We start from the raw sequence: 21,957 nt of genomic DNA on the forward strand, positions 1-21,957 counted from the left end.
CCTGTTTTAAAATTCAATACTCTTTAGTTGGTTTGTTTTTTGAGGATGCCTTGTTCGTCTATTGTAATCCGGATTTGTAAATCAGAAAAATATTTGTTTTGAAAATGGAAAGTATCTTCAAAAAACAATGCATTATACTACCGAGTGCGATGTGGCAGTAGCGCAAGTAAGGGTATCATTTTTTATTTGCTTTTTGGGATGTTTCTGATTGCTTTAGTGGAAAAGCTGATGCCTGAAATTCAGTTGGCAGTCGCAGTGTTCAGTATGCAGCAGATTATCTAAAAAAAACGTTATGGCATTAGCTTTTCCGCTGGAGCAATTACTGCTGATTATCTGGCAAATAAAAAATGATACTCTTACTGGGAATTTTGGTTTTGTGGGTAATAAAATGGCTTTTACCCTAGGCAAATTAACTGAAATTGAAAGCCATTTTATTACTTACAAAAGCAATGCAAATACTACCTATTTAAACGCAAAGTTGATAAAAACAGTTAACGTGTACGTTCTTAAAAGCAATTATAACCGTAATAGTTTCCGATGAAATGGTAAACGTTCTTAAAGACAGTGGCGAAGGACGGTTTTTTTCTATGCAGGCTGGTGCGAGGAAGCATAGAAAAAAGTTGTCCTAGAGCCACTGGCACGAGCGTTGGGTGAGCGGCTTTTTTACATAATGTTATTATAGTGCATCCGTGATTTTGATTAGTAGCAGGATAGTCTTTATGCACTATAATGCCACATTATGTAAAGAAGCTTTGGGAAAAAAATTACTGGCATGAGTCGCTTTGCGAACGCGTTTTTGTTCCAAAAACCATGACAGTAATTTTTTTTTGAGCGTTGGGAAGGAGTGGCAACTGAAAGCCAAAAACGTCAATTTACCGCTAAACAAAAAGTACGTTCCGTTATTTAGAAATGAAATTAGTGAAATGAAGCAAACAAAGAATTGATGCTAGGAATACTTGGACTAGGAGCAATTTTTGTGCGGATGAATGAGATAATAACTAATTCTATCTTTGCAAAATTTTCTTAAAGTCTTTTAATTTATCTTCAACTTTTTTCTTCAATTCTTCTCCAATTGTTTCAACATATTCATAATTAATTTTAATGAAACCGCTTAATGTTTCCGGTTCTTCGTCGTAATTAATTTCATACTGAATTTCAAAATTCATTTCTTCTAAGTTCATTCTGGTCAATTCAATTTCCTCAATAATATTATCATTATGACCTAAACGACTTTTGTCAATTTTATACACATAATCTGTATCTTCAATAAATGGTTCTTTGGAATTAATTAAACTTAAACTTGGAATTTGAAATGGTTCCAAAGAAGATGTTATAATAGCATATTTTGACGAAGTGCTAAAGTCGTTAATATTTGGAACTTCAGATGAAAATTTAGGTTTTTTTAAATCAAAGAATTCATTCATTAAGATCTGACCGGTATTATAATAAAGTTTAACAGTTGGATTACTTGCTGCTATATTGCCATTATTATTTAAAATTAGATTAATCGATTTATTGCTTGAAAAACGAAAAATATATTCTTCAACTTCAATGAAAAAATCTTCTAAATCCTCATTATATTTATCAACACTTTTCTTATATTTTTCATAATCTTCATAACTTAACTCTTCTTTTAGTTTTTCCGACATATTTCCTAAAAGATTGGCAAAAGTTAATCTATTTGAATTATCTATTTTATTTTCTATATATTCAATCTTTTTCGGGAAAATTAAAGATAATAATTGGTATCTAATATAGTCTCTGGAAGGTATTTGTAATGTAATTGATTGCACTATTCCCTCATTAATTAATATACCAAAATTTATTTTAGGTTTTCGATTATTACTTGAGGAGTTCACCCAACTTTCGATAGCTTCCAATTTCATAAAATCAAGTTTTTCACCTGACTTGATGATTTTCTTTTGTTCTTGTGTTTCAGGAAATAGTGGGAACCATGGTTTGTTTTTATAAAATCCAAATTTCCAAAATATTGGAATTAATGATTTAGGAACATTATAATAGAAAACAGTCAATTTACCCAAGTTGCCGTAACCTAATACTCTGCTGTATACAGTTTCAGTAGACCATTTTTTATCTTCGTATAAAAATGTTGAAATTTCTTTTATGAATTTTTTTGAAAATTTTTCTTCCTCCTCACTATGCATGATATTTGATCCGTATTCAAGATAATTATCATAATCAACTTTACCTACATGGATTTTTATATCTAAGGAAAAATCCTTTCTAATTTTATCAATAATTTCATTGCTTTTTTCAGATAGTTGTATAGCATAACAAATTCTAATTGGAATTTGTTTTATTATTTCATATTGTTTTGGTGTGATTGGGTTTTTAAAAAATTCTGATTTATCTTTTCCTTTTATAAGTTCAGTAAAAAAGTCATATAATTGTGTCCCAGAAGTGATATTATCATCAAACAATATAATTACAGAAGTTTCATTTTCTTCGATATACTTTCCAAGTGAATTGATGTCTACAATTGAATTTAAAGTGTTCTCTTCGCTATCAAACAATTGTTTTAATAATTGATAACATACTACAGCACTGCTGTCTTGAATACCTCCTAAAGAAGATATCAAAGGTTTTTCTAATAACTCAGGCTCTATTTTTTCATAAGCTTTTTTTAGCAAATGTGTAATCTTCGAACTATCTAAAAATTGTAAATTACTTAATAATCGAATAATTATTTCAATTTGTTGAGAATTTTCGAATTGTGTTAAAAAATATATTACTCTATTTAAATCAATATTTACGACCTGATAAGAATTAATTTTATTTGTAATTTCATTTAAAATTGATAGACTGTCAATTATTAATTGCTTTGATTTAATATCCATAGGTTTCAGTTTTATTGTAAAAAAATGTCCCAAAAATTTATAAAATTTGGGACAAACTATATATCTAATTTTAAAATCAATTATTATTCTATCAACTTATTTGGATTGATAACAGGCAATATAAAATTACTTAAAGCTGTACCTTGAAAACGTGTCATTAATATTCCTCTTGAGGTTGAATATGTAATTGCAGCTAAAGCATTTCCTAAAGCAGGACTTATAGTAACTGTATTGTCTTCTTCTAATTTGGTTAATTCTTCAATGTTATCCACATGAAAAACATAGACAAAACTGAACGCTCCAATTGCTTCTTCACCATCTTGTTTTTCACTTTTGGTTTCAACATTTACTGAAAAATCAGCTTTAATTAATTTATCTGGAATATTAAAGCCTAATTCAAAGTTTACATTGAAATTGTGACCTTGAACTTTTTCTTCCTCAAAATCGAATGGACTATTAATTTGTCCTTTTATGATTTTAAAATCAACAATTTCAATTTTTTCAGGTTGTAATAAATTAGCTGACATTGGCTAATGCTGTTTTATTGTTTGATTTTGATTTTTTCCATGCGCTGGTATATGTTACATCTGTATTTATAGCATTGTTTCTGTAGAGTGTTACATATCCAGTTGTTCCCATTGGCTTTCTTTGTGGAACATTAATAATAGGTTCCCCAAGTTCTGCTTCAAGTTTGGCTAAAGAACGTAACGTAAAGTTATGTTCTCCTACCAACCATTTGTTAACTTCGGAAGGTCTTTTTTCTAGCTTATCTGCTAAATCTTTTTGGCTAAATCCTTTTGCTTTTAACAACTGATTTACTCGAACCACGATATCAGCATATAATCTCGCGAAGATTTTTGTTTCTTCCGGTGTTTCTGCTAAAATTCTTTGTGCTACTTTGCTTCTCATTGTTTTGGATTTTTAGAGGATGATTTCATCTGAACCATCATAATTAGTAAGTTTTCTATGTTTTTCATTTACAATTATTGTTCCATCTTGTAAAGCTTCATTAATTCGTTTTGCGAATTCACATGCTGCTCTCCATTCTAAATGCAATGAACTTGTTTGATTTGTTGGACCATCTTTGATACCTCCATTGAAAAGTATAACTATGTTGTTTGTGATTTTTAAGGCGTATAATCTTAATGGAAATTCTGGAAAGTGGTAAGTAATATTTTCGATTGTTCTTTTACCTTGGACAGGTAATCCCTTAACTTCGTTTTCATCTCTATTGAATAATTCATCTATTGCTCCGTGATCATTACCAATTGATAACAATACAAAAGACAACAATTCTTGATTTGCTTCTTTATATTCTGCTATTGCATCATATTTTTCAAAGAATAAATCAGTTTCATTTGTCTCGACATCATCATATTTTACGGTGTAAAAAGTGCATTTAGCAGCTTCATCATCCCATATTTCTAGAGCAAATATATTCACTTTATTATTAGTTTGCAAACAAAAATACACTTTTAAGTGTATTTTGTGATTATTTAATATACTATTTAGTTTGTTTTTTCAAATGTAAGAATACTATTTGTTACTTAAAAACGATTCTTTCATTTCTAACTTCAATTCTAAAAGGTCTTCAATCTTAAAAATTTCAGCATAATCTTTCATGCTACCAATTTGAATTTTTACTGGCTCTATTTTGTCATTTTCTACATAAAATCGGAATTCTTTTTGGTATTCAAATTCGAGAGGTTTTTCAAACAGCGTTATTTCTCTACAAACTTCTTCTTTATCGTAGTATTCTACAAAACCATGACTGAATTTTAAATTATTCTTTTTTAGTTCATTTTCTATTTTATTGAAAAAAAGAGGTAAATCTTTAATCATTACTCCATGTGTTCCAAAATGCAAATTTCTTTCATCAAACTTAAAATCTAATGGATTTGGAAATCCTTTTGAAGATATTGCATATAAAGAATAAATATTGCCCAAAACTTCTTTGTAGCTTTCTTTTAAATGGACTTTTATATAATTAAATTCTCTGTCAATTCCTGTTATTTTGAAAGTGCCCGGCAAAGAATTAATTACTCTTGAAACTCCTTCGTATTTATCGCCTCTCAATTCTTCATCTTCTACTTTTCGAAAATATTCAATTGTATTCATGTAGATTGTTCCATTCTCGAATAAATCAAGAATGTTTTCCTCGCTGCCTAATTTTAAGAATAGTTTTATTGTGTGTTCCATTTTTGAAATTACGATTTAATTTAATTTTTCTCAATTGGATAAAAATACATTTGAAACCAACCATTTAATCTTTTAATTATAATTTGACCAATATTGGTTTCCCAAGTTCGACCTAACCAATCATCAATACTATTAATTTCACCTTCTTCATAATAGGATTTTCCATTTATATCTGAACCTAATTTATCTGCAAATAACTTTAGCATTGCTTCAATTTCACGTTGACTAATAATATAGCTTCTTGAAGGATTTTCTTTCCCCAAAATAAACAAAGCATCATTTGTCTTTGAATTTGGAATTAATATTTTATTGAAGAAATTAAAAAAATACTGATTTGTAAAATTTACCCAACCAAAACTTTCTCCACTTTCATATTTTTGTTCTTGAAAATTTTCTATCCTTTTCAATTCTTCATTTATACTTATAAAGTGGTCATCAAAACTTTTTACATTAAGAAATAAGTTATAATACTGAATGAACTCACTTGGCTTTACAACAATGGTATAAATCCCTAGCTTTTGAAATACTGCTTTTGCTTTGTGATAATTTTTATCATCATTAGTAATGTAAAATTCGCATCTTGATGCAAATGCAGAGTGAGAGGCATCTTCGGTTGTATTCTTAAAGGTATTTTTTTCCTTGTCAGTGACTTTTACTTTGTCAGCTTTAAAACCATGCATATCTAACTTAACATACTCATTAGTAATATCGTTAAACCATTCTGGAGCATTTTTAGTTTTATCAAAATATTGATCAACATCAAAATTTTCTATTCCTGTTTTCTTATAAGCATTATCAATAATTTCAAAAGGGTTTTTATTTTCGTTGAAATGTCCACTATTCACTCCAATTTGTTGAACCATATTTCTTAAATCTTTGTAGTCTTCCGTTTCATTCATATTGTGAAACATTTGACCAAAACTATTAAAGAAACCATTCATTGTTTGGTCTTCTTTTAATCCTGGAAACATTTTGTTCAGCATTGCTGCACTTTCAGGGTTTTCAAAAGCTTCTTTAAATGCAATGTCTAATGGTATTGAAGAAATCATATTTTTCATGGAATTTACTAATCCAAACATTGGATCATTCTCTTCAACGAAACTAAATAAACTATCGAGACTAAAATTTTGAAACATCGGTGCTTCACTAATCCTATCATCAAGTAATTCACCTGGTTCATAATTGCTTAAAGTAACTTCTTTAGAATTATTTACTAAACATAAATTATCAGTCAAAAATGTAATATAATCTAAATCTTCTCTAATTAATCTTTGCTCTTCTTCACTATGATTTTTTATACTTGCAAAAATATCTCCAATATGAGAAGTTGAATATAATAACAAAAACTTTTCCCTATTTAAAATTATATCATTTAGTTCTTGGAAATGATTGTTTTTCATTCCTGACATTACATTCCAATCTAAATAAACTTTTATCATTTTTTAATAAGTTTAAGAATTAGCAAATTACAAAATAATCCCTAATGATTTGTTTTGATGTAATTTGACTTATTAACCGAGTTGTCAATTTATTTTTGCAGAAATTGCTATATTTCATTTGCGATTTACTACAGATTGTGTAGTGTTTTGCGAACAAAATATTAGTTAAGTTTTGGCAGTAAATGAGATTTATTGCCGAAACTTAATTACGCATTTCAATGTCGATATTTGATTTTAGATTATATAATTCGATTTGGTTTTCATTATCTCCTTCTAATTGTCCAATCTCAATAAATGCGATATCATTGGCAAAGAACTTTTCACCTATTAGATGTTCGATATGAACGTAAACTACTTCTCGAAGTCTTGGGTTGTCTTTGTGGACGATGTAGTTTTTGAGTAATACTTTTATTCCTAAATTGGTTGGTTTGTTTGGGTTTTCTAATGGGATGAAATACATTTCGCTTATGCGTAATGTGATACCGTAATATTCTAGTGGTTTGTCTGTACCGTTTTCGTATTTGGTTAGGTTGGTTTCGGGTTGGAGGAATGCGGTTATTTTCCAACGTTCTACAACTGGTGCATGATGGACTAGTAATTCTACTTCTTTGAAAAGGTAAGGGTTTCCGTTTGCGGTGATGATTAATTCTGCACCGTTTGTTTTGTTCTTGATGATGAGGTCTAGGTCTTTGTTGTATTGATGAAGTATCTCGATTAGTTTTTCGAAATGGATTTTTAGTTCGTCTTTTGAGATTTCGTTTAGGAGTAGGAAAACGAAGTTGTTTTGTTGGAAGTAGTTCCAAAAGTTGGTTATTGTTTTCATGTTGTTTTTTGTTGTTGGAACGCGGATGAAACGGATGCTTTGCAACGCGGATTTATGCGGATTTATATCTTTGAAAGGTTCTCGATACATTCTAATAAAATAGCTAGTCGCAATTTTATTAGAACACTCGAACTGACGTTAGCGTTTATCTAATGTTGATTTATCATAGGCAATTAGATTTACCATCTCTCGTAATCTGGAGCGAACTCGATTGCCGTAATGGGTTTCTATTTCTGTGGCTGAGAGGTTTGTGGTGATGTGGGTTTGAAGTTTTTTTGAAATGAATAAATCGTATCGGCTTAATAGAATTTCTGCCATTACATTGCATTCGTTACCAAAATATTTTAGGTTGTTTTCTGTTCCTAAATCGTCAAAGCAATAGGTTCTTGGTTCTGATTGGTATAGTTTGCCATTGCTGTATTTGTGGATTATTTGGTAGCCGTCCTGGATGAATTCAAAACTGATATCTCGACACGGTTTTACGAAAAACTTATGTTCTGTTGCTGTTAGGTATTTCATTAAATTCATCAACGATGTTTTTCCGCAGCCAATAGGTCCGGTTAATAAAATGCCCTTGTTGAGGTTTATACCGTATCGAAAACATGTTGGTTCGTCTTTTAGGAAATAGGCAATGAGTTTGTAAACTATTGGATAATCGGTTTCAAGGATTTTGAAATGATTGCCGTATAGTTCAATTCCTTTGTTTTCTAACCAAATGATAACCTCATCATAGCTATAATGGCTCTGAATAGTCTTTGTCGGTTGTTGTGTTGAGTCGTTTTGCTCTGTTGGGTTGTTCTGCATTTGAAATGAATTTAGGTGCGTTAATCATCCAATTTTGTGCTGCTGCTTGCCAATCTATCATTGGTGTTTTGCCACCGACTAACCAACCGACACTTTTGAAGTAATTGAAGAATTTTTGAGCTTCTTGTTCTGGAAAGTTATTTTCTTGGAAATAGGTTTTGACTTCTTCAATTGATGGTTGTAACTTTTCTTCTTTTTCTTCAGTTTCGTTTTTTAAATCGGAATTATTTATTTCTTCAAAATTTTTTGAATGCTTTTCCAAGTTTGAAACGTTTTTATCGTTTAAAATGTTTGTATTGTTTATATAGTTTATAGAAGGTACTACTGCTTGTTCAGTACCTGTTTCACTACTAGTACAAGACTTGTTCAAAGCTTGTTCAGAAACAAGTTCAATAAGTGGTTCATTTTTTGGTTTTCTTTCGGATTTTGGCAGCGGTTTTAAATCTTCCGAAAAGTTGAATAAAATAACATGACTTCCTTTGAATGGATTGTAAGATGGTTCGTAATTGATGTAACCCAAACTATGCAAGCTCTTCAGACATTTATGATAAGTGGCTTTAGAACTGATTTTGCTTATTCGCATTACCTCATCGCGATTGATACTGATAGGATTTTTGAAGCGGTTGCAGTTCCAAAATTGGAATAAAGCAATGTACAAGCTTACATGTGTTGGATTTAGCGTTTTATCAATGGCTACTTTCTCAAAGAAACCAGTGAGATGTTTTATGTAATTCATTTGGATTTTAATTATTTAAACAGAGTAAGCAAAGCGTTTACCTTGTTTCCATTTAATAATTTATCAATATCTGAATTGTCATAATACATAATACCGCCTATTTTGGTATAGGTCAATGTTCCGTTGATACGGAGATTTTGTAAAGTACCTGGAGAAATGTTTAATAGTTTACGGACTTCATTGGATTTGAGCCACTGTTTGGATTGTTGCGGTTTGGATTGAATGATTTCTTTTAAATCGTTCAAAAGAAGTGAACGGAATTCGTTTAAGTCTTCGATTGTAATAATTTGTACTGCCATAACTGATGTTTTAGATTGTTACGGTACAAATTTGTAGTATTTGAATAGTTTTAAATCACAAGTCAATCACAAGTTGTGAATGATTTTTATTCAAAGTATTGTATTTGTTGAAGTTATAGGAGGTCGTCTGTATTTTCCATACGTTTCACTAATTTTTCTTTAAGTGAGTTCAGGAATTTAGTTTGGTCTGATTTACGCATTCTAATTTCAAGGAAAGCACGATGGTATTGACCCAAATCGATATTGAAGATGTTTTCAAAATACTCAGCCACATCTTTCAAATCTGATGCTCCATTATTGAACACACCTTCGGTATGTAAAGCATATAAAAGCTCTATTAAAGCGACTTTAGAGCCTGTCCAAGTTTGTTTTACCTTGGGATTGCCTTGTGATTTTTCTTTTGGTTCTCTATTTTCCATCATTAGTAGTTTATCTTCTAAATACACTTGTATTAAATCGTGTGCCATAATTTTAGCCACTTTGAAATCATGAGATGTAGAAAAACTATGGTCAACCTCAAAATAAAAACTGTCTAAAGCTAATTTAATATCAAATTTCCCTCTTGTAAAATACTTGTGGTCAAGGTAATTACTTCCTGTTCGATAATATTTATAAAAATCTAAATTATTGTCAAAGTATCTTTTTAGCTTATCCAATTCATTATTTAAATATTTCTTTAAAATGCGTTCTCCACCATGTGGTTTCTTTGTTTCAATTTTAAAAATTGCATTGTAATAAATTAATTTTGAAGTAAATCGAGGTTTAATGTTTTTAAAGAAATCAATTTCCTCTGATACAGATTTAAAATTATTTTTTTGAATAGCTTTTTCTAGATTTGTTATAGAAATTAAAATTATTTCAATAGCTTTTTCGCATTTATTGATTGGGTTGTCAATTTCTAAATCAATAAAATTGATTTGTTCATTAAGGTTAGTTAGTAACAAGTTTATTTTCGAATTCAATTTTGAATATTTTTTTTGAATAAAAGTTGAGAAATAGAATATAAATTGAAATAATTTAAAACGTTTTTATGAAACCAACACCCAATTGTTTGCCGTTGTAAAAAGGAGCCATAGCTGACATACTATTTTTTTCCTTGGATTTGAATATTTTTTCCTGTATCCATGGATTTATCCAATAGGCAACTTTTGTGCTTAAAATTCCAATTCCAGCACCAGCGACTACATCGGTTAGCCAATGTTTGTCGTTGTAAATCCTAAATGCTCCTGTACCAGTAGCTATAATGTATCCCGAAATACCATACCAAATGGAAACATCTTTGTATTCTTGCCATAGGAATTCTGCTCCTGCAAATGCTGTAGCTGTATGTCCGGATGGGAAAGAGTTGAATGCGGAACCGTCTGGGCGTTCTACTTTTGTAATACCATTTAAACTTTGAATTTTCTTTTTAAAAATAGTACCTCTACAAAAGCAACAAAAATTAGTGTTGGTTCTCGATGCGTTTCGCGCTCGAACGAACGATGATTTCAATTATATACTCAACCGTCCGTTCGAGTTGTTTTAAAATGAAAAAACAGATCGAGAATTTTACTTTTTAATCCAGTATATTTTAAGTTTAAATGGTATAACTGCTATATTATTAGCGCAGTTTCTAACGCTTCTTAGCCAGAATTCGTAATCGGTTATAAAAGCGTGATCAATCTTTGTAATATCAATATCTGAAACATTGTATTTCCATTGCATGAATTCTATAGTATGTTTGAGTGAAGTAGTGTAGCGTTCTAATGTTCCTGGAGCGTATTCTTTTCCAACAAGCTCTTTAATTTTATTGTTATGGTCTTGGAAGATGGGAACGAGCATTCTTGCTCTTTCATCAACTCCTAATAGTTTGCTCTTAATTGTTTCGGTAGTTACAATTATTTTTTTATGGATTAATTCCATTTCAGCATCTCTTATTTGACTTTTCAGTAAATCAAGATGGTTATTTATTGAACGAGCTTCTTCTGAACTACCTTTCATTTTACCTGCTTCTGTGGACCATTTCGATATTTCTACAAATCGGTTTGTGCTTAACTCGATACGCTTTCCGTTGATTGTAATTCTAGTGTAGATAGGAACTAAACCATTTGCAGCTGCTTTCGCTTTCTTTGCATAAAAGAGAATTGATACTTTTGTTTTCATTGTGGTGACCTTTTTAGTTGTTATTAAATTTAACTTCAATATGACTATTCCACAAGATGTACAGTTTTTAAACTGGTTGTTGAACTGGCTGTAAAGCCTTGTGAATACTAGTCTGAAATAAAAATCGGTTACCCAAAATTTGGATTGTTTAGGGTAACCGATTTTATCCCTTTAGGTTCACTAATGAATGAATAATTTGATATGTGATAAAAAGAAAAAAACCTTAAAATCGTATGATTTTAAGGTTTTTAATTCAATTTGTATTTCTACTGGCGGAGAAAGAGGGATTCGAACCCCCGGACCTGTTACAGTCAACAGTTTTCAAGACTGCCGCATTCGACCACTCTGCCATTTCTCCAGTATCTACCGCACTACTTCCGTAACGCGAGTGCAAATATAAGATAGTTTTTTATTTCTCCAAATTTTTATTTTAAAAAATTAGGCTTTTTTTAATAATTTACATACTCTACTATTTCCAATCCATAACCTATCATTCCAACACGTTTTCCTCCTTCTGTATTAGAGACTAGACGGATTTTTGTAATATCTATGTCATGAAGAATTTGAGCCCCTATCCCATAATCCTTACTATCTATTACTATCTTAGGTGCTTTCATTTCTCCTTGTTGTTGTAATTCTTTTAATTCTGTAATACGATTTAAGAGACTTATTGTTTGCATGTCCTGATTAATAAAAATAACGGCTCCTTTTCCTTGTTCGTTAATAACCCTAAACATATCATCTAATTGTTTATCAACATTATTGGTTAAAGTTCCTAATAAGTCATTATTTACTTGAGATGAATTAATTCTTGTTAAAACGGCTTCACCAGAATTCCAGTTTCCTTTTGTTAAAGCAATATGGATTTGTTTATTTGTAGTTTGTTCATAAGCTCTTAAACGAAAAACACCAAATCGAGTTTGTATATCAAAATCTTCTTTTTTTACAATCAAGCTGTCATGCTGCATTCTATAAGCTACTAAGTCTTCTATGGAAACTAATTTTAGATCAAATTTTTGAGCAACTTCAACTAGTTGAGGCAATCTAGCCATTGTACCATCTTCATTCATGATTTCTACAATAACTCCAGCGGGTTTTAAACCTGCCAAACGAGCAAAATCTATAGCTGCTTCTGTATGCCCTGTACGACGCAAAACACCTCCTTTTTTTGCTATTAAAGGAAAAATATGCCCTGGACGTGCCAAATCAAAAGGTTTGGTATCAGAATTAACTAATGCTTGAATCGTTTTAGCCCTATCAGAAGCTGATATTCCTGTAGTAACACCATGCCCTTTTAAATCAACGGAAACAGTAAAAGCTGTTTCCATGTGATCGGTATTATTCGTTACCATCGGATTTAATCCTAGTTCTTTGCAACGCGTTTCTGTAAGTGGTGCACAAATAAGTCCTCTTCCGTAGGTAGCCATAAAATTTACCATTTCAGGTGTTATTTTTTCAGCGGCAGCTAGAAAATCTCCTTCGTTTTCTCTATCCTCGTCATCAACTACAATTATTACTTTTCCTTGACGGATATCTTCTATTGCTTCTTCAATGGTATTTAATTTAATGGTTTGTGTCTCCATTTTTGTTTTTTTTGAGTTGTGTTAGTTTTGTATATATATTCTTAAATGGTTCTGTGATAAAGTCAAAATTAACATCACCATTATCATTTATTGCTTTCCTAGTCAAATAAATTGCTAAAGGAGTTAATACTATAGATGCTAAAAAAGCTCCTAAAAAAACAGGAATTTGAGATTCTTGTGCCATTTTTTTACTAAATGTATTCATGAAATGAAACGAAATAAAGATGAGCATAGCAAATACAATTGGCAATCCTAATCCTCCTTTTCGGATAATAGCTCCTAAGGGGGCTCCTATAAAAAACATGAGTATACAAGCATAACTAAAAGTAAACTTTTCAAAAATAGCATTCAGATATCCATTAATTTCTTTTTCCTTAGCTAACATGGCAAATTCATACATTTCTAAATTACTTTTAGAACTTATTAAGTCGCTTTCTGCAACGTTCAAAACATTAATCTTAGATGGTTTATCCTTAAGAATACTTAACAAATCTGTCTTTTTTGTATTCTTAATCTTTACTGTATCTACATTGTAATTATTAGTAATTCCAAGACGTTGATAAGTATTATCGGCAAGTACAATGAGTTCTTTATTGTAATTAGCTTTTAAAGAGTCTGCTGTATATTTTAAATCATTAATTTTTAGCATTGCATCTGAATTTTTTAATTCATCTTTTAATGCTTCACTTGTGTTTAATTTAGATAAATCAATATTGATTGTATATTTTTCAAAAAAAACTTTTACAAAGGGTAATTTCTGACGTTGTTCGTAATTTACAGGGCTAACATCCTCATAGTAATAACCGTCTTTTAATACTAACTGCAACAAATCACTAGTCTCTGAAGATAACAAAAGGCCTTCTTTTGATTTTATTACTGTTTTTGCTCCTTCTCCTGTGTTTGATTTTTTATGTATGGTAACTCCTTTTAATTTTTCTCCTTTTTCTCCTGTCTTTTTTTCAACTTTTATATTAAATTCTCCTATATCACAAAACTGTCCTTCAGCAATAGCTAATGCGGGTTTTACTTGTGCTAAATTTCTCCTAAAATTGGTAAATTTATATTCTGAATATGGTATAATATTATTGGCAAAAAAGAAAGCAGTGATGCTTAAGCCAAAAATAAATACTAACAAAATTTTTAAGCTTCTAAAGAAAGAAACGCCTGCTGATTTCATAGCTGCAAATTCATAATGCTCTGCTAAATCTCCAAATGTCATGATGGAGGCCAATAGTACCGTCAAAGGAATTACCATTGGCATTAGTTTTGGGGTTGCAAAAATCAAAAACTTGATGATCATAAAAAAATCAAGGTCTTTTCCTGCTAATTCAGATATAAATAACCAAACTGTTTGCAAAATGAATATAAAAAACAAGATTACAAATACTGAAGTAAATGTAATCAAGAAGGACTTAAGTAGATATCGGTCTAGGATTTTCATTCGTAAGATTAATCCAGGTTATTGATGTAATAATTTGGGTATTTTGTTTTTACAAAAGTAAAATAGTTTTTGGGTAAAGCATCATTTGTTTTTAAAGAATTTACTGTTAAGGTTACTTTCGTTCCGTTTTTATTTACCGTAATTGTATTATAGACTAATTGAGTAGAAAGATCAACTCCTACCAAAATTTGTTTGCGATCGTCTTTAGATCCTATTGGTATTAATTTTATATATTGAATTTTTTTACCTTTAATTGTCTGACTGATATCCCAACTATATTTAAACCCTTTATTGAAAAAGGTTAACATTTTAGCGGGTGTATCTGCTTCCTCTTCATTTCCAACTTTTGAAATCGAAACTTCCTCATCTTCTTTTGATATAGTATATACTTTGGTACCATCGCATATTTTAGTAACGCCAAGAAAATTCAAAAGATATTTATTACCAGACAAAGTAACATTCCCTTTATTATCTTGATTAATCCCTTCTTTTGCGTTTTGTAAATTATATTTAAAATCTACTTGAATGGTTTTAAAAGACTTAACTTTTGCTGCTACTTTATCTAACAAGGCCTTTGCTTTGGCATCATTCTGAGCTTGAAAAGTAAAAGATGTTAAAACTAATAGCAATACAATTATTTTTTTCATTTATTTTAATTGTTTTTCTCATTATTTAAAAAATGTTCTAGAGCCACTAAATCAGGTATATTTACGGTACGGGCTTTACTTCCTTCAAAAGGACCTACAATACCTGCTGCTTCTAACTGATCTATCAATCGACCTGCACGATTATAACCTAATTTTAATTTTCGTTGAATTAAAGAAGCTGAACCTTGTTGAGCTGTAACGATAACCTCGGCTGCATCTCTAAAAAGAGAATCCCGTTCTGAAATATCTATATCAAGACTTGAACCGCTTCCTTCTTCACCAATAAATTCAGGGAGCAAATAAGCGTTTGGATAGGCTTTTTGAGCGCCAATATACTCTGTTATTTTTTCTACTTCTGGAGTATCAACAAAAGCACATTGTACACGCACTAAATCATTTCCGTTTGTGTATAATAAATCCCCTCTACCTATTAGTTGATCAGCTCCTTGTTGATCTAAAATGGTTCTAGAATCTATTTTAGATGTTACTCTAAAAGCAATACGAGCAGGGAAATTGGCTTTTATAATCCCAGTAATTACATTTACTGAAGGACGTTGCGTAGCTATTATTAAATGAATACCAATTGCACGAGCTAATTGCGCTAAACGAGCAATGGGCGTTTCAACTTCTTTACCAGCCGTCATAATTAAGTCCGCAAACTCATCGACTACAAGAACAATATAAGGTAAAAATCTATGTCCTTGTTCAGGATTTAACTTACGCTGTTTAAACTTTTCATTGTATTCTTTTATATTACGAACCATCGCATCTTTTAATAAAGAATAACGATTATCCATTTCTACGCACAATGAATTTAAGGTGGTAATTACCTTTGAATTATCTGTTATAATAGCATCTTCTGTATCAGGTAATTTTGCTAAATAATGCCTTTCTATCTTATTAAAAAGAGTTAGCTCAACTTTTTTAGGATCTACCAGAACAAACTTAACTTCGGCTGGATGTTTTTTGTATAACAATGAAGTAAGTACAGCATTTAAACCAACTGATTTTCCTTGCCCTGTTGCTCCCGCCATTAACAAGTGAGGCATTTTAGCTAAATCAACCACAAATGTTTCATTTGAAATTGTTTTTCCTAAAGCTATTGGTAGCTCCATTTCTGCTTCTTGAAATTTTGCTGAGGCTATTACCCCTTTCATAGGAACTAAAGTTGGGTTTTTATTAGGTACCTCAATACCTATAGTTCCTTTACCTGGCATTGGTGCTATAATACGTATACCTAGCGCTGCTAAGGAAAGCGCTATATCATCTTCTAAACTCTTTATTTTAGAAATACGAACCCCTGCTTCTGGCACTATTTCGTATAAAGTTACAGAAGGACCAACAGTTGCTTTTATCTGAGCTATATCTATCTTATAGTTTCGAAGTGTTTCTACAATACGGTTTTTATTTTCTTCTAATTCTTCTTGATTAATTGTTATTCCTCCGGAACCGTATTCTTTTAACAAATCTATTGTTGGAAATTTATAATTAGAAAGATCTAAAGTTGGATCAAATTCACCAAAATGAGCTACTAAACGCTCTGCTAAATTTTCTTCTATAATATCTTCTTCTTCTATTTTTTGAATTACTAATTCATCTGAGGTAGATTCTGACTCAATTAATGGTTTTGTAATAGGATTAACATCTAAGGTTAATTCTGAAGAATTCCCTTTAATAGGTTTCAAAAAATCATCATTAATTTCCTGTTGAGAAGGAATGGTTTTTAGCACTATCCCTTCCAACTCTTCGTCTTCACACTCTTCTTCTATAGGTCTTATGAGATCTGTAAAAACGTTTTCCTTATTCTTTAAAACGGGTTGTATTTCTTCCTCATGAACAGCAAACTCTTCTAAATTGTAAGCCGTTGTACTTTCTTTAGACAATGGATTTTTAAAATCTTCTTTTAATTCCGATTTTGTTTTTTCGAAAGCAGCTTTTATTTTTTCTGGTGATATTTTTATTTTAAAAATAAGGTAAATAAAAATTCCGAAAAGCAATGTTAGTAAAGTACCTGCTTTCCCTAGGTAATCTTGTAAAAAAGAATTCATTTCAAATCCAACTACTCCCCCTAATTCTGGAAGAGAGGTACTAAAAAACCCAAAAAGAATAGACAAAATTAGTATTACAAAAATATCCCAAAACCAAGTTTTTTTTAATTTAGAAACAGCTAAATCTAGGATCAAATACGAACCTGTTAAAAACAACAATCGAACGAACAAAAATGCTGCAACACCAAATCCTTGGTAAACAAAGGAATTAGCTAAAAATACGCCGAATTTACCTAACCAATTTTGAACCTGTGATTCTCTATTACCAAATTCATGTATTTCACTTTGATCTAATTTGCCATTGACAAAATAAGAAACAAAGGAAATTGCCAGTGCAATAGAAAACAATATCAGTAGAATTCCAAATGTAATTTTTTGCTGACGATTTAATGAAAATCGTTTTTGTGCAATTTCAGATTCTACTTCGGCAGATGTATTTTCTTTCTTTTTTGATTTAGCCATTATAATTTTAAAAAATAGGTCGATTTACAACAATTAAGCTTACAATATTTTAGGTAAATAGATAAAGCTTCCTATAGCAAAAGCTGTCATAGCTGCAAAAAAAACAGCTCCAGCTGCAATATCTTTTATAAAACCAATTTTTTCATGAAAATCAGGATGTACAAAATCAGCTAATTTTTCAACCGCTGTATTCAACCCTTCGATACTTAAAACCAATCCAAAGGCAAATATCTGAAACATCCACTCTTCACGAGTAATTTGAAAATAATATCCTGCTAATGACATTAAAACCGCCAAGGAAGACTGAACCATTACGCTATGTTCAGTAGTAATTAATTTAAACGCTCCTTTAGCAGCAAATCCTATACTCTTTAATCGACCTGTAAATAAGGTTTCGTCTTTTTCAAATTTCATTATAAAGAAGCTAAAGCAGATTCATAATTAGGTTCTTGAGCAATTTCTGCTACTTGCTCTGTATATTTTACAACTCCGTTTTCATCCAATACAATTACACAACGTGAATGCAAACCTGCCAAAGGTCCTTCTACTATAGTCAAACCATAATCAGCCCCAAAACTACCTGTTTTAAAATCCGAAAGGTTAATAACGTTATCTAACCCTTCTGCTCCACAAAAACGAGTTTGTGCAAATGGTAAATCTCTAGAAATACACAATACTTTTGTGTTTTCTAAAGTAGATGCTGTTTCATTAAATTTTCGAACAGAAGCCGCACAAATTCCAGTATCTATACTAGGAAAAATATTTAACACCAGTTTTTGTCCTTTAAAATCTTCTAATGTTTTTACAGATAAATCCGTTGCTACTAATTCAAACGCTTTTGCCACTGATCCTACTACAGGCAATTCTCCAACTGTATTTATCGTATTTCCTTTAAATGTTATCTGTCCCATAATTTTATTTTTTTTAAAGCTCCAAAAATAAGGATATTTTTCAAATATTTTTTCTTAATAAAAATGTAAATATTTATAATTAACATCGTAATATTGCAATATACAAATAAAAAAAACATGGGAGCCTCAAAATCAGCCTTTTTCAGCAATTCACAAAATGAATTAGCTAATTTATTTAAAGCTTTAGGAAATCCTGCCCGTTTAGCTATCATAGAGTATTTAATAAAAGTAAATTCGTGTATTTGTAATGACATAGTAGAAGAACTACCCCTAGCCCAACCCACTATTTCACAACATTTAAAGGAGCTAAAGCAAGTAGGTCTTATTAAAGGTAATATAGAAGGAAAATCTATTTGTTATTGCATAAATAAAGAAGCATTAGAAAAAGTAGAACACTATTTTTCGCTCTTAGAAAATATAAGAAACACCAACTATTGTCTATAACCAAAGAGTATCCTATATTTTACTCTATAAATTTCACATAACTTATGAAATTATCTGAATTTAAACAGCACTTATCAAGACTTGATTCTTTTGAGATCTTATTCCAAAACGGAACTTTTATTCCAAAACATTTCCATATTACAGAAATGGGAGTATTAAACAAAAAATACACCGATTGTGGAAATACATTTAGAGAAGAAAATTATTTTACTTTTCAACTATGGTATGCAGAAGATACTTGGCATAGATTAACCAGTCAGAAAACGATTAAAATAATTGAAGCGATAGAAAAAAATATTGTTTGTAACGATTATGAAATATTAGTAGAATATCAGGACAAAAATACTATTGGCAAATATACATTAGATTTTCAAAAAGGACACTTCGTGCTTTTACCTACTCAAACAACTTGTCTTGCTCAGAATAATTGCGGAATTCCGAATGAAAAAATTAAAAAAAATTTAAGTAAAATAGTTAATTCTTGTACACCCAATTCTGGTTGTTGTTAGGTTATGAATAAAAAAGCCCATTGGGAAAATGTTTTTTCCACAAAAAAAGAAAACGAAGTTAGTTGGTACGAAAAAAAACCTGAAACTTCTATTCAATCTATTGAAAAACTCAACCTTCCTAAAAATGCTAAAATAATAGATGTTGGAGGTGGCGATAGTTATTTAATAGATTCCCTTTTAGATCTAGGTTACACCAATTTATATTTATTAGACATTTCAGATAAAGCCATTGAACGAATACAAAAAAGATTACAAGCAAATTCGGATAAAGTTCATTTTATAACTAGTGATATCATCCAATTTATACCCAAAGAAAAATTTGATGTTTGGCATGATAGAGCTTCTTTTCATTTTTTAACCGATCCTGTTCTTATTAATACTTATAAAAAAATAGCCACTGAGGGCATAAAAGAAAACGGAACACTTATTATTGGTACATTTGCAACATCTGGCCCTTTAAAATGCAGCGGGCTTCCTATAACACAATATACTGCCACTACATTAAAAGAAACCTTTGAATCTGATTTTAAACTTATAGAAAATCATGATATAGAGCACGAAACACCATTTGGAACAATCCAAAATTTTATATTTTGTACTTTTAAAAAAAACGCTTATGTTTTTAAATCTATCTAAAAATATTGAAAAAATAGCTCTGTTTTCAACTTCTAGCGACCGAAAATTAATTCTTCAACCCCTCATTGAATATATTAAAGAAAAGATAGAGCAAGAAGAAAACATCAATCTTAATTTTATTTGCACGCATAATTCCAGAAGAAGCCTTCTTTCACAAATATGGGCTCAAACTTTAGCTCATTATTTTGAGATACCTAATGTTTATTGCTATTCTGGAGGAACGGAAGCTTCCGCTTTCTTCCATAAGGTAGTTGAAACCCTTAAAGAACAAGGTTTTTCCATCATTCAATTAAGCAATGAATCAAATCCTATTTATAGTGTAAAATATGATAAAAACAAGACTGGGATCATTTGTTTTTCAAAAACTTATGATCACTTATTTAACCCTAAATCGAATTTTGCGGCTATTATGACTTGTAGTAATGCAGATGAGGGATGTCCTATTGTTATAGGAGCAGATAAAAAAATAGCAATAAGATATGAAGATCCTAAATCATTTGACGATACAGAACTAATGGATTTAAAATACGAAGAAAAAAGTATAGAAATTGCTACTGAATTATTTTACGTATTTTTTGAGGTTAAAAAGCACATACTTAACAAACAACGAAAAATATAGGATCAATCCAGATAAATATAAAAGCCGGCAATTGCTGGCTTTCCTTTTTATTTATCAATAGATCCTAATACGCGTTTCATAAACTCATTTAGTGCTGCTTTCTTTTCTTTGCCTTCTTTAATTAGCTTTTGAACTTCCAAAGCACCATAAAGGTTAGAAATTAATTCGCCAATTACATCTATTTCTTCATCCTTTAACGACTCTAACTCTGTAAGATTTTCTAGTACAGCAATTGTTTCTACTAAATAATCACTATCGTTTTCTTCTATAAATTGAGTTAAATGTTTTATAACAGGTAATTTCATAATTTCTTTTTCTTAAAGAATTTCACTAACTAATTCACTTAATACTTCTGCTTTATTAGTTTGCGTTTCTTTTACTAATTTTCCATTAACAAAAGTTGCAAATGTAGGCAAATTAGAAACATTTGCTAACTTCCTAGATTCTGGTGAATTTTCAGCATCTACAATTACAAAGGTAAGACCTTCATTTTCAGTTGATAATTTTTTAAACTTTGGTTTCATAATTCTACAATTACCACACCATGATGCAGAAAACTGTACGATTACTTTTTCATTTTCGTTAATTACGTTTTGTAATATATCTTCGTTTAATTCTAGTAACATATTTATAAAATTAGAACATCAATGACAATGTCTATTCTTGACAAAACAGTGCCATTGATGTATTATTGGTTATTACAATTAATTAGTTTTGGCTTAAATAAGTAGCTGTACTTAATCTATCCGCATTCATAGCTTCTTTCCCTTCTTCCCAGTTTGCAGGACAAACTTCTCCTTTCGTTTGAACGTGTGTATAAGCATCTACTAAACGTAAATATTCTGCTACATTTCTTCCTAATGGCATATCATTTACACTTTCATGGAATATTTTACCTGTTTCATCAATTAAGTAAGTAGCACGGAAAGTTACATTTGAACCATCTAATAAAATATCATCAGATTCTTCATCATATACTTCTTCTGCATCTAAAATACCTAATGCTTTAGACAAATTACGAGTAGTATCAGCTAATAATGGATATGTAACACCTTCAATACCTCCATTATTTTTAGGTGTATTTAACCAAGCAAAATGTACTTCATTTGTATCACAAGAAGCACCTATTACGATTGTGTTTCTTTTTTCAAATTCAGGTAAAGCTGCTTGAAAAGCATGTAATTCCGTTGGACAAACGAAAGTAAAATCTTTTGGATACCAAAATAACACTACTTTTTTATTGTTTTTGGTAGCTTCTTCAAGAACATTGATTCTTAAGTTATCACCCATTTCTGAAATTGCATCTACTGTAATGTTTGGAAATTTTTTTCCTACTAAAGCCATAATATATAAGTGT

General features: G+C 30.5%; 26 protein-coding genes, 1 tRNA gene and 1 pseudogene. 5 read left to right on the plus strand and 23 right to left on the minus strand.

Annotated features, from left to right (window positions below):
• Window positions 1-292: 292 nt before the first annotated feature.
• Window positions 293-541 (plus strand): hypothetical protein, encoded by a 249-nt coding sequence (locus tag B0A78_RS08880; RefSeq protein ID WP_014164632.1) that lies wholly within the window; start codon window positions 293-295, stop codon window positions 539-541.
• 463 nt (window positions 542-1,004) lie between these two features.
• On the opposite strand, the gene B0A78_RS08885 is transcribed toward B0A78_RS08880, so the two are convergent.
• The 20 genes and pseudogenes from B0A78_RS08885 to tpx all read right to left on the minus strand — a co-directional run bounded on the left by B0A78_RS08885 (window position 1,005) and on the right by tpx (window position 18,392).
• A complete protein-coding gene (locus tag B0A78_RS08885; protein ID WP_065213564.1) occupies window positions 1,005-2,858 on the minus strand; it encodes a phosphoribosyltransferase-like protein in 1,854 nt (617 codons plus the stop codon).
• Window positions 2,859-2,941: 83 nt separating this feature from the next.
• Window positions 2,942-3,385, minus strand: a complete 444-nt coding sequence (locus tag B0A78_RS08890) for a hypothetical protein (RefSeq protein ID WP_065213563.1) — start codon at window positions 3,383-3,385, stop codon at window positions 2,942-2,944.
• Window positions 3,375-3,767, minus strand: coding sequence for a helix-turn-helix domain-containing protein (locus tag B0A78_RS08895; protein WP_065213562.1), 393 nt, complete (start codon window positions 3,765-3,767; stop codon window positions 3,375-3,377). Before B0A78_RS08895 ends, B0A78_RS08890 begins: the two co-directional genes overlap by 11 nt.
• 12 nt (window positions 3,768-3,779) lie before the next feature.
• A complete protein-coding gene (locus B0A78_RS08900) occupies window positions 3,780-4,301 on the minus strand; it encodes a hypothetical protein (protein WP_075348580.1) in 522 nt (173 codons plus the stop codon).
• A 93-nt stretch (window positions 4,302-4,394) separates the two neighbouring features.
• Window positions 4,395-5,057 (minus strand): hypothetical protein, encoded by a 663-nt coding sequence (locus B0A78_RS08905; protein ID WP_065213560.1) that lies wholly within the window; start codon window positions 5,055-5,057, stop codon window positions 4,395-4,397.
• Window positions 5,058-5,077: 20 nt separating this feature from the next.
• Window positions 5,078-6,496, minus strand: a complete 1,419-nt coding sequence (locus tag B0A78_RS08910) for a hypothetical protein (RefSeq protein WP_065213559.1) — start codon at window positions 6,494-6,496, stop codon at window positions 5,078-5,080.
• Window positions 6,497-6,698: 202 nt separating this feature from the next.
• Window positions 6,699-7,319 carry a hypothetical protein gene (locus B0A78_RS08915; RefSeq protein ID WP_162493067.1) on the minus strand — a complete coding sequence of 207 codons (621 nt, stop codon included), beginning with the start codon at window positions 7,317-7,319 and terminating at the stop codon, window positions 6,699-6,701.
• A 138-nt stretch (window positions 7,320-7,457) separates the two neighbouring features.
• On the minus strand, window positions 7,458-8,123 hold the full coding sequence (locus B0A78_RS08920; protein WP_097609601.1) for an ATPase: 666 nt from the start codon (window positions 8,121-8,123) through the stop codon (window positions 7,458-7,460).
• Window positions 8,053-8,859 (minus strand): transcriptional regulator, encoded by an 807-nt coding sequence (locus B0A78_RS08925; RefSeq protein WP_097609602.1) that lies wholly within the window; start codon window positions 8,857-8,859, stop codon window positions 8,053-8,055. The genes B0A78_RS08920 and B0A78_RS08925 overlap by 71 nt, the downstream gene beginning before the upstream one ends.
• An 11-nt stretch (window positions 8,860-8,870) precedes the next feature.
• The gene (locus B0A78_RS08930; protein WP_065213555.1) at window positions 8,871-9,158 is read right to left on the minus strand and encodes a helix-turn-helix domain-containing protein; all 288 of its coding nucleotides are present in this window, start codon (window positions 9,156-9,158) and stop codon (window positions 8,871-8,873) included.
• A 113-nt stretch (window positions 9,159-9,271) separates the two neighbouring features.
• Window positions 9,272-10,120 (minus strand): RteC domain-containing protein, encoded by an 849-nt coding sequence (locus B0A78_RS08935; RefSeq protein ID WP_065213554.1) that lies wholly within the window; start codon window positions 10,118-10,120, stop codon window positions 9,272-9,274.
• A gap of 55 nt (window positions 10,121-10,175) precedes the next feature.
• Window positions 10,176-10,550, minus strand: a pseudogene (locus tag B0A78_RS08940) (phosphatase PAP2 family protein); the annotation flags it as partial.
• 156 nt (window positions 10,551-10,706) lie between these two features.
• Window positions 10,707-11,300, minus strand: coding sequence for a phage integrase SAM-like domain-containing protein (locus B0A78_RS08945; RefSeq protein WP_065213553.1), 594 nt, complete (start codon window positions 11,298-11,300; stop codon window positions 10,707-10,709).
• Window positions 11,301-11,570: 270 nt separating this feature from the next.
• Window positions 11,571-11,658: transfer RNA gene (locus tag B0A78_RS08950), tRNA-Ser, on the minus strand.
• Window positions 11,659-11,749: 91 nt separating this feature from the next.
• Entirely contained in the window at window positions 11,750-12,883 is a 1,134-nt protein-coding gene (ribB, locus tag B0A78_RS08955; RefSeq protein WP_014164659.1) for a 3,4-dihydroxy-2-butanone-4-phosphate synthase, read from the minus strand.
• Window positions 12,864-14,324, minus strand: coding sequence for an LptF/LptG family permease (locus B0A78_RS08960; protein ID WP_041253168.1), 1,461 nt, complete (start codon window positions 14,322-14,324; stop codon window positions 12,864-12,866). The genes ribB and B0A78_RS08960 overlap by 20 nt, the downstream gene beginning before the upstream one ends.
• Before the next feature lie 8 nt (window positions 14,325-14,332).
• A complete protein-coding gene (locus B0A78_RS08965) occupies window positions 14,333-14,971 on the minus strand; it encodes a LolA family protein (protein WP_077225215.1) in 639 nt (212 codons plus the stop codon).
• Between the two features lie 5 nt (window positions 14,972-14,976).
• A complete protein-coding gene (locus tag B0A78_RS08970; protein ID WP_077225213.1) occupies window positions 14,977-17,481 on the minus strand; it encodes a DNA translocase FtsK in 2,505 nt (834 codons plus the stop codon).
• A gap of 39 nt (window positions 17,482-17,520) precedes the next feature.
• Window positions 17,521-17,895 carry a diacylglycerol kinase family protein gene (locus tag B0A78_RS08975; protein ID WP_014164663.1) on the minus strand — a complete coding sequence of 125 codons (375 nt, stop codon included), beginning with the start codon at window positions 17,893-17,895 and terminating at the stop codon, window positions 17,521-17,523.
• Window positions 17,895-18,392, minus strand: a complete 498-nt coding sequence (gene tpx, locus B0A78_RS08980) for a thiol peroxidase (RefSeq protein ID WP_014164664.1) — start codon at window positions 18,390-18,392, stop codon at window positions 17,895-17,897. Before tpx ends, B0A78_RS08975 begins: the two co-directional genes overlap by 1 nt.
• Before the next feature lie 117 nt (window positions 18,393-18,509).
• On the opposite strand from tpx, the gene B0A78_RS08985 reads away from it, so the two are divergent.
• The 4 genes from B0A78_RS08985 to B0A78_RS09000 are packed head-to-tail and all read left to right on the plus strand — an operon-like array spanning window position 18,510 to window position 20,600.
• Window positions 18,510-18,836 (plus strand): ArsR/SmtB family transcription factor, encoded by a 327-nt coding sequence (locus B0A78_RS08985; protein ID WP_014164665.1) that lies wholly within the window; start codon window positions 18,510-18,512, stop codon window positions 18,834-18,836.
• Between the two features lie 44 nt (window positions 18,837-18,880).
• Entirely contained in the window at window positions 18,881-19,345 is a 465-nt protein-coding gene (locus B0A78_RS08990) for a DUF6428 family protein (protein WP_014164666.1), read from the plus strand.
• A gap of 3 nt (window positions 19,346-19,348) precedes the next feature.
• Window positions 19,349-19,981, plus strand: a complete 633-nt coding sequence (locus B0A78_RS08995; RefSeq protein ID WP_065213538.1) for a class I SAM-dependent methyltransferase — start codon at window positions 19,349-19,351, stop codon at window positions 19,979-19,981.
• Window positions 19,962-20,600 carry an arsenate-mycothiol transferase ArsC gene (locus B0A78_RS09000; RefSeq protein WP_014164668.1) on the plus strand — a complete coding sequence of 213 codons (639 nt, stop codon included), beginning with the start codon at window positions 19,962-19,964 and terminating at the stop codon, window positions 20,598-20,600. Before B0A78_RS08995 ends, B0A78_RS09000 begins: the two co-directional genes overlap by 20 nt.
• Window positions 20,601-20,647: 47 nt before the next feature.
• Here B0A78_RS09000 and B0A78_RS09005 read toward each other — a convergent pair whose 3' ends face one another.
• From B0A78_RS09005 to B0A78_RS09015, 3 genes are all read right to left on the minus strand, one after another.
• On the minus strand, window positions 20,648-20,905 hold the full coding sequence (locus tag B0A78_RS09005) for a DUF6952 family protein (protein ID WP_014164669.1): 258 nt from the start codon (window positions 20,903-20,905) through the stop codon (window positions 20,648-20,650).
• A gap of 12 nt (window positions 20,906-20,917) precedes the next feature.
• Window positions 20,918-21,226 (minus strand): thioredoxin family protein, encoded by a 309-nt coding sequence (locus tag B0A78_RS09010; protein WP_014164670.1) that lies wholly within the window; start codon window positions 21,224-21,226, stop codon window positions 20,918-20,920.
• Window positions 21,227-21,308: 82 nt separating this feature from the next.
• Entirely contained in the window at window positions 21,309-21,944 is a 636-nt protein-coding gene (locus B0A78_RS09015; protein WP_014164671.1) for a peroxiredoxin, read from the minus strand.
• Window positions 21,945-21,957: the final 13 nt, after the last annotated feature.

This window comes from Flavobacterium columnare NBRC 100251 = ATCC 23463 (assembly GCF_002530675.1).
Taxonomy (GTDB): Bacteria; Bacteroidota; Bacteroidia; order Flavobacteriales; family Flavobacteriaceae; genus Flavobacterium; species Flavobacterium columnare.

Excerpts from the sequence above, each read along its gene's own strand:
- B0A78_RS09005 (WP_014164669.1), bottom strand. The coding sequence starts at position 20,905 with ATGAAATTACCTGTTATAAAACATTTAACTCAATTTATAGAAGAAAAC.
- B0A78_RS08910 (WP_065213559.1), bottom strand. The coding sequence starts at position 6,496 with ATGATAAAAGTTTATTTAGATTGGAATGTAATGTCAGGAATGAAAAAC.
- B0A78_RS08970 (WP_077225213.1), bottom strand. The coding sequence starts at position 17,481 with ATGGCTAAATCAAAAAAGAAAGAAAATACATCTGCCGAAGTAGAATCT.
- tpx (WP_014164664.1), bottom strand. The coding sequence starts at position 18,392 with ATGGGACAGATAACATTTAAAGGAAATACGATAAATACAGTTGGAGAA.
- B0A78_RS09000 (WP_014164668.1), top strand. The coding sequence starts at position 19,962 with ATGTTTTTAAATCTATCTAAAAATATTGAAAAAATAGCTCTGTTTTCA.
- B0A78_RS09015 (WP_014164671.1), bottom strand. The coding sequence starts at position 21,944 with ATGGCTTTAGTAGGAAAAAAATTTCCAAACATTACAGTAGATGCAATT.
- B0A78_RS08905 (WP_065213560.1), bottom strand. The coding sequence starts at position 5,057 with ATGGAACACACAATAAAACTATTCTTAAAATTAGGCAGCGAGGAAAAC.
- B0A78_RS08895 (WP_065213562.1), bottom strand. The coding sequence starts at position 3,767 with ATGAGAAGCAAAGTAGCACAAAGAATTTTAGCAGAAACACCGGAAGAA.
- B0A78_RS08985 (WP_014164665.1), top strand. The coding sequence starts at position 18,510 with ATGGGAGCCTCAAAATCAGCCTTTTTCAGCAATTCACAAAATGAATTA.
- B0A78_RS08915 (WP_162493067.1), bottom strand. The coding sequence starts at position 7,319 with ATGAAAACAATAACCAACTTTTGGAACTACTTCCAACAAAACAACTTC.
- B0A78_RS08990 (WP_014164666.1), top strand. The coding sequence starts at position 18,881 with ATGAAATTATCTGAATTTAAACAGCACTTATCAAGACTTGATTCTTTT.
- B0A78_RS08975 (WP_014164663.1), bottom strand. The coding sequence starts at position 17,895 with ATGAAATTTGAAAAAGACGAAACCTTATTTACAGGTCGATTAAAGAGT.
- B0A78_RS08925 (WP_097609602.1), bottom strand. The coding sequence starts at position 8,859 with ATGAATTACATAAAACATCTCACTGGTTTCTTTGAGAAAGTAGCCATT.
- B0A78_RS08965 (WP_077225215.1), bottom strand. The coding sequence starts at position 14,971 with ATGAAAAAAATAATTGTATTGCTATTAGTTTTAACATCTTTTACTTTT.
- B0A78_RS09010 (WP_014164670.1), bottom strand. The coding sequence starts at position 21,226 with ATGTTACTAGAATTAAACGAAGATATATTACAAAACGTAATTAACGAA.
- B0A78_RS08995 (WP_065213538.1), top strand. The coding sequence starts at position 19,349 with ATGAATAAAAAAGCCCATTGGGAAAATGTTTTTTCCACAAAAAAAGAA.
- B0A78_RS08885 (WP_065213564.1), bottom strand. The coding sequence starts at position 2,858 with ATGGATATTAAATCAAAGCAATTAATAATTGACAGTCTATCAATTTTA.
- B0A78_RS08890 (WP_065213563.1), bottom strand. The coding sequence starts at position 3,385 with ATGTCAGCTAATTTATTACAACCTGAAAAAATTGAAATTGTTGATTTT.
- B0A78_RS08880 (WP_014164632.1), top strand. The coding sequence starts at position 293 with ATGGCATTAGCTTTTCCGCTGGAGCAATTACTGCTGATTATCTGGCAA.
- B0A78_RS08920 (WP_097609601.1), bottom strand. The coding sequence starts at position 8,123 with ATGCAGAACAACCCAACAGAGCAAAACGACTCAACACAACAACCGACA.
- B0A78_RS08945 (WP_065213553.1), bottom strand. The coding sequence starts at position 11,300 with ATGAAAACAAAAGTATCAATTCTCTTTTATGCAAAGAAAGCGAAAGCA.
- B0A78_RS08930 (WP_065213555.1), bottom strand. The coding sequence starts at position 9,158 with ATGGCAGTACAAATTATTACAATCGAAGACTTAAACGAATTCCGTTCA.
- ribB (WP_014164659.1), bottom strand. The coding sequence starts at position 12,883 with ATGGAGACACAAACCATTAAATTAAATACCATTGAAGAAGCAATAGAA.
- B0A78_RS08960 (WP_041253168.1), bottom strand. The coding sequence starts at position 14,324 with ATGAAAATCCTAGACCGATATCTACTTAAGTCCTTCTTGATTACATTT.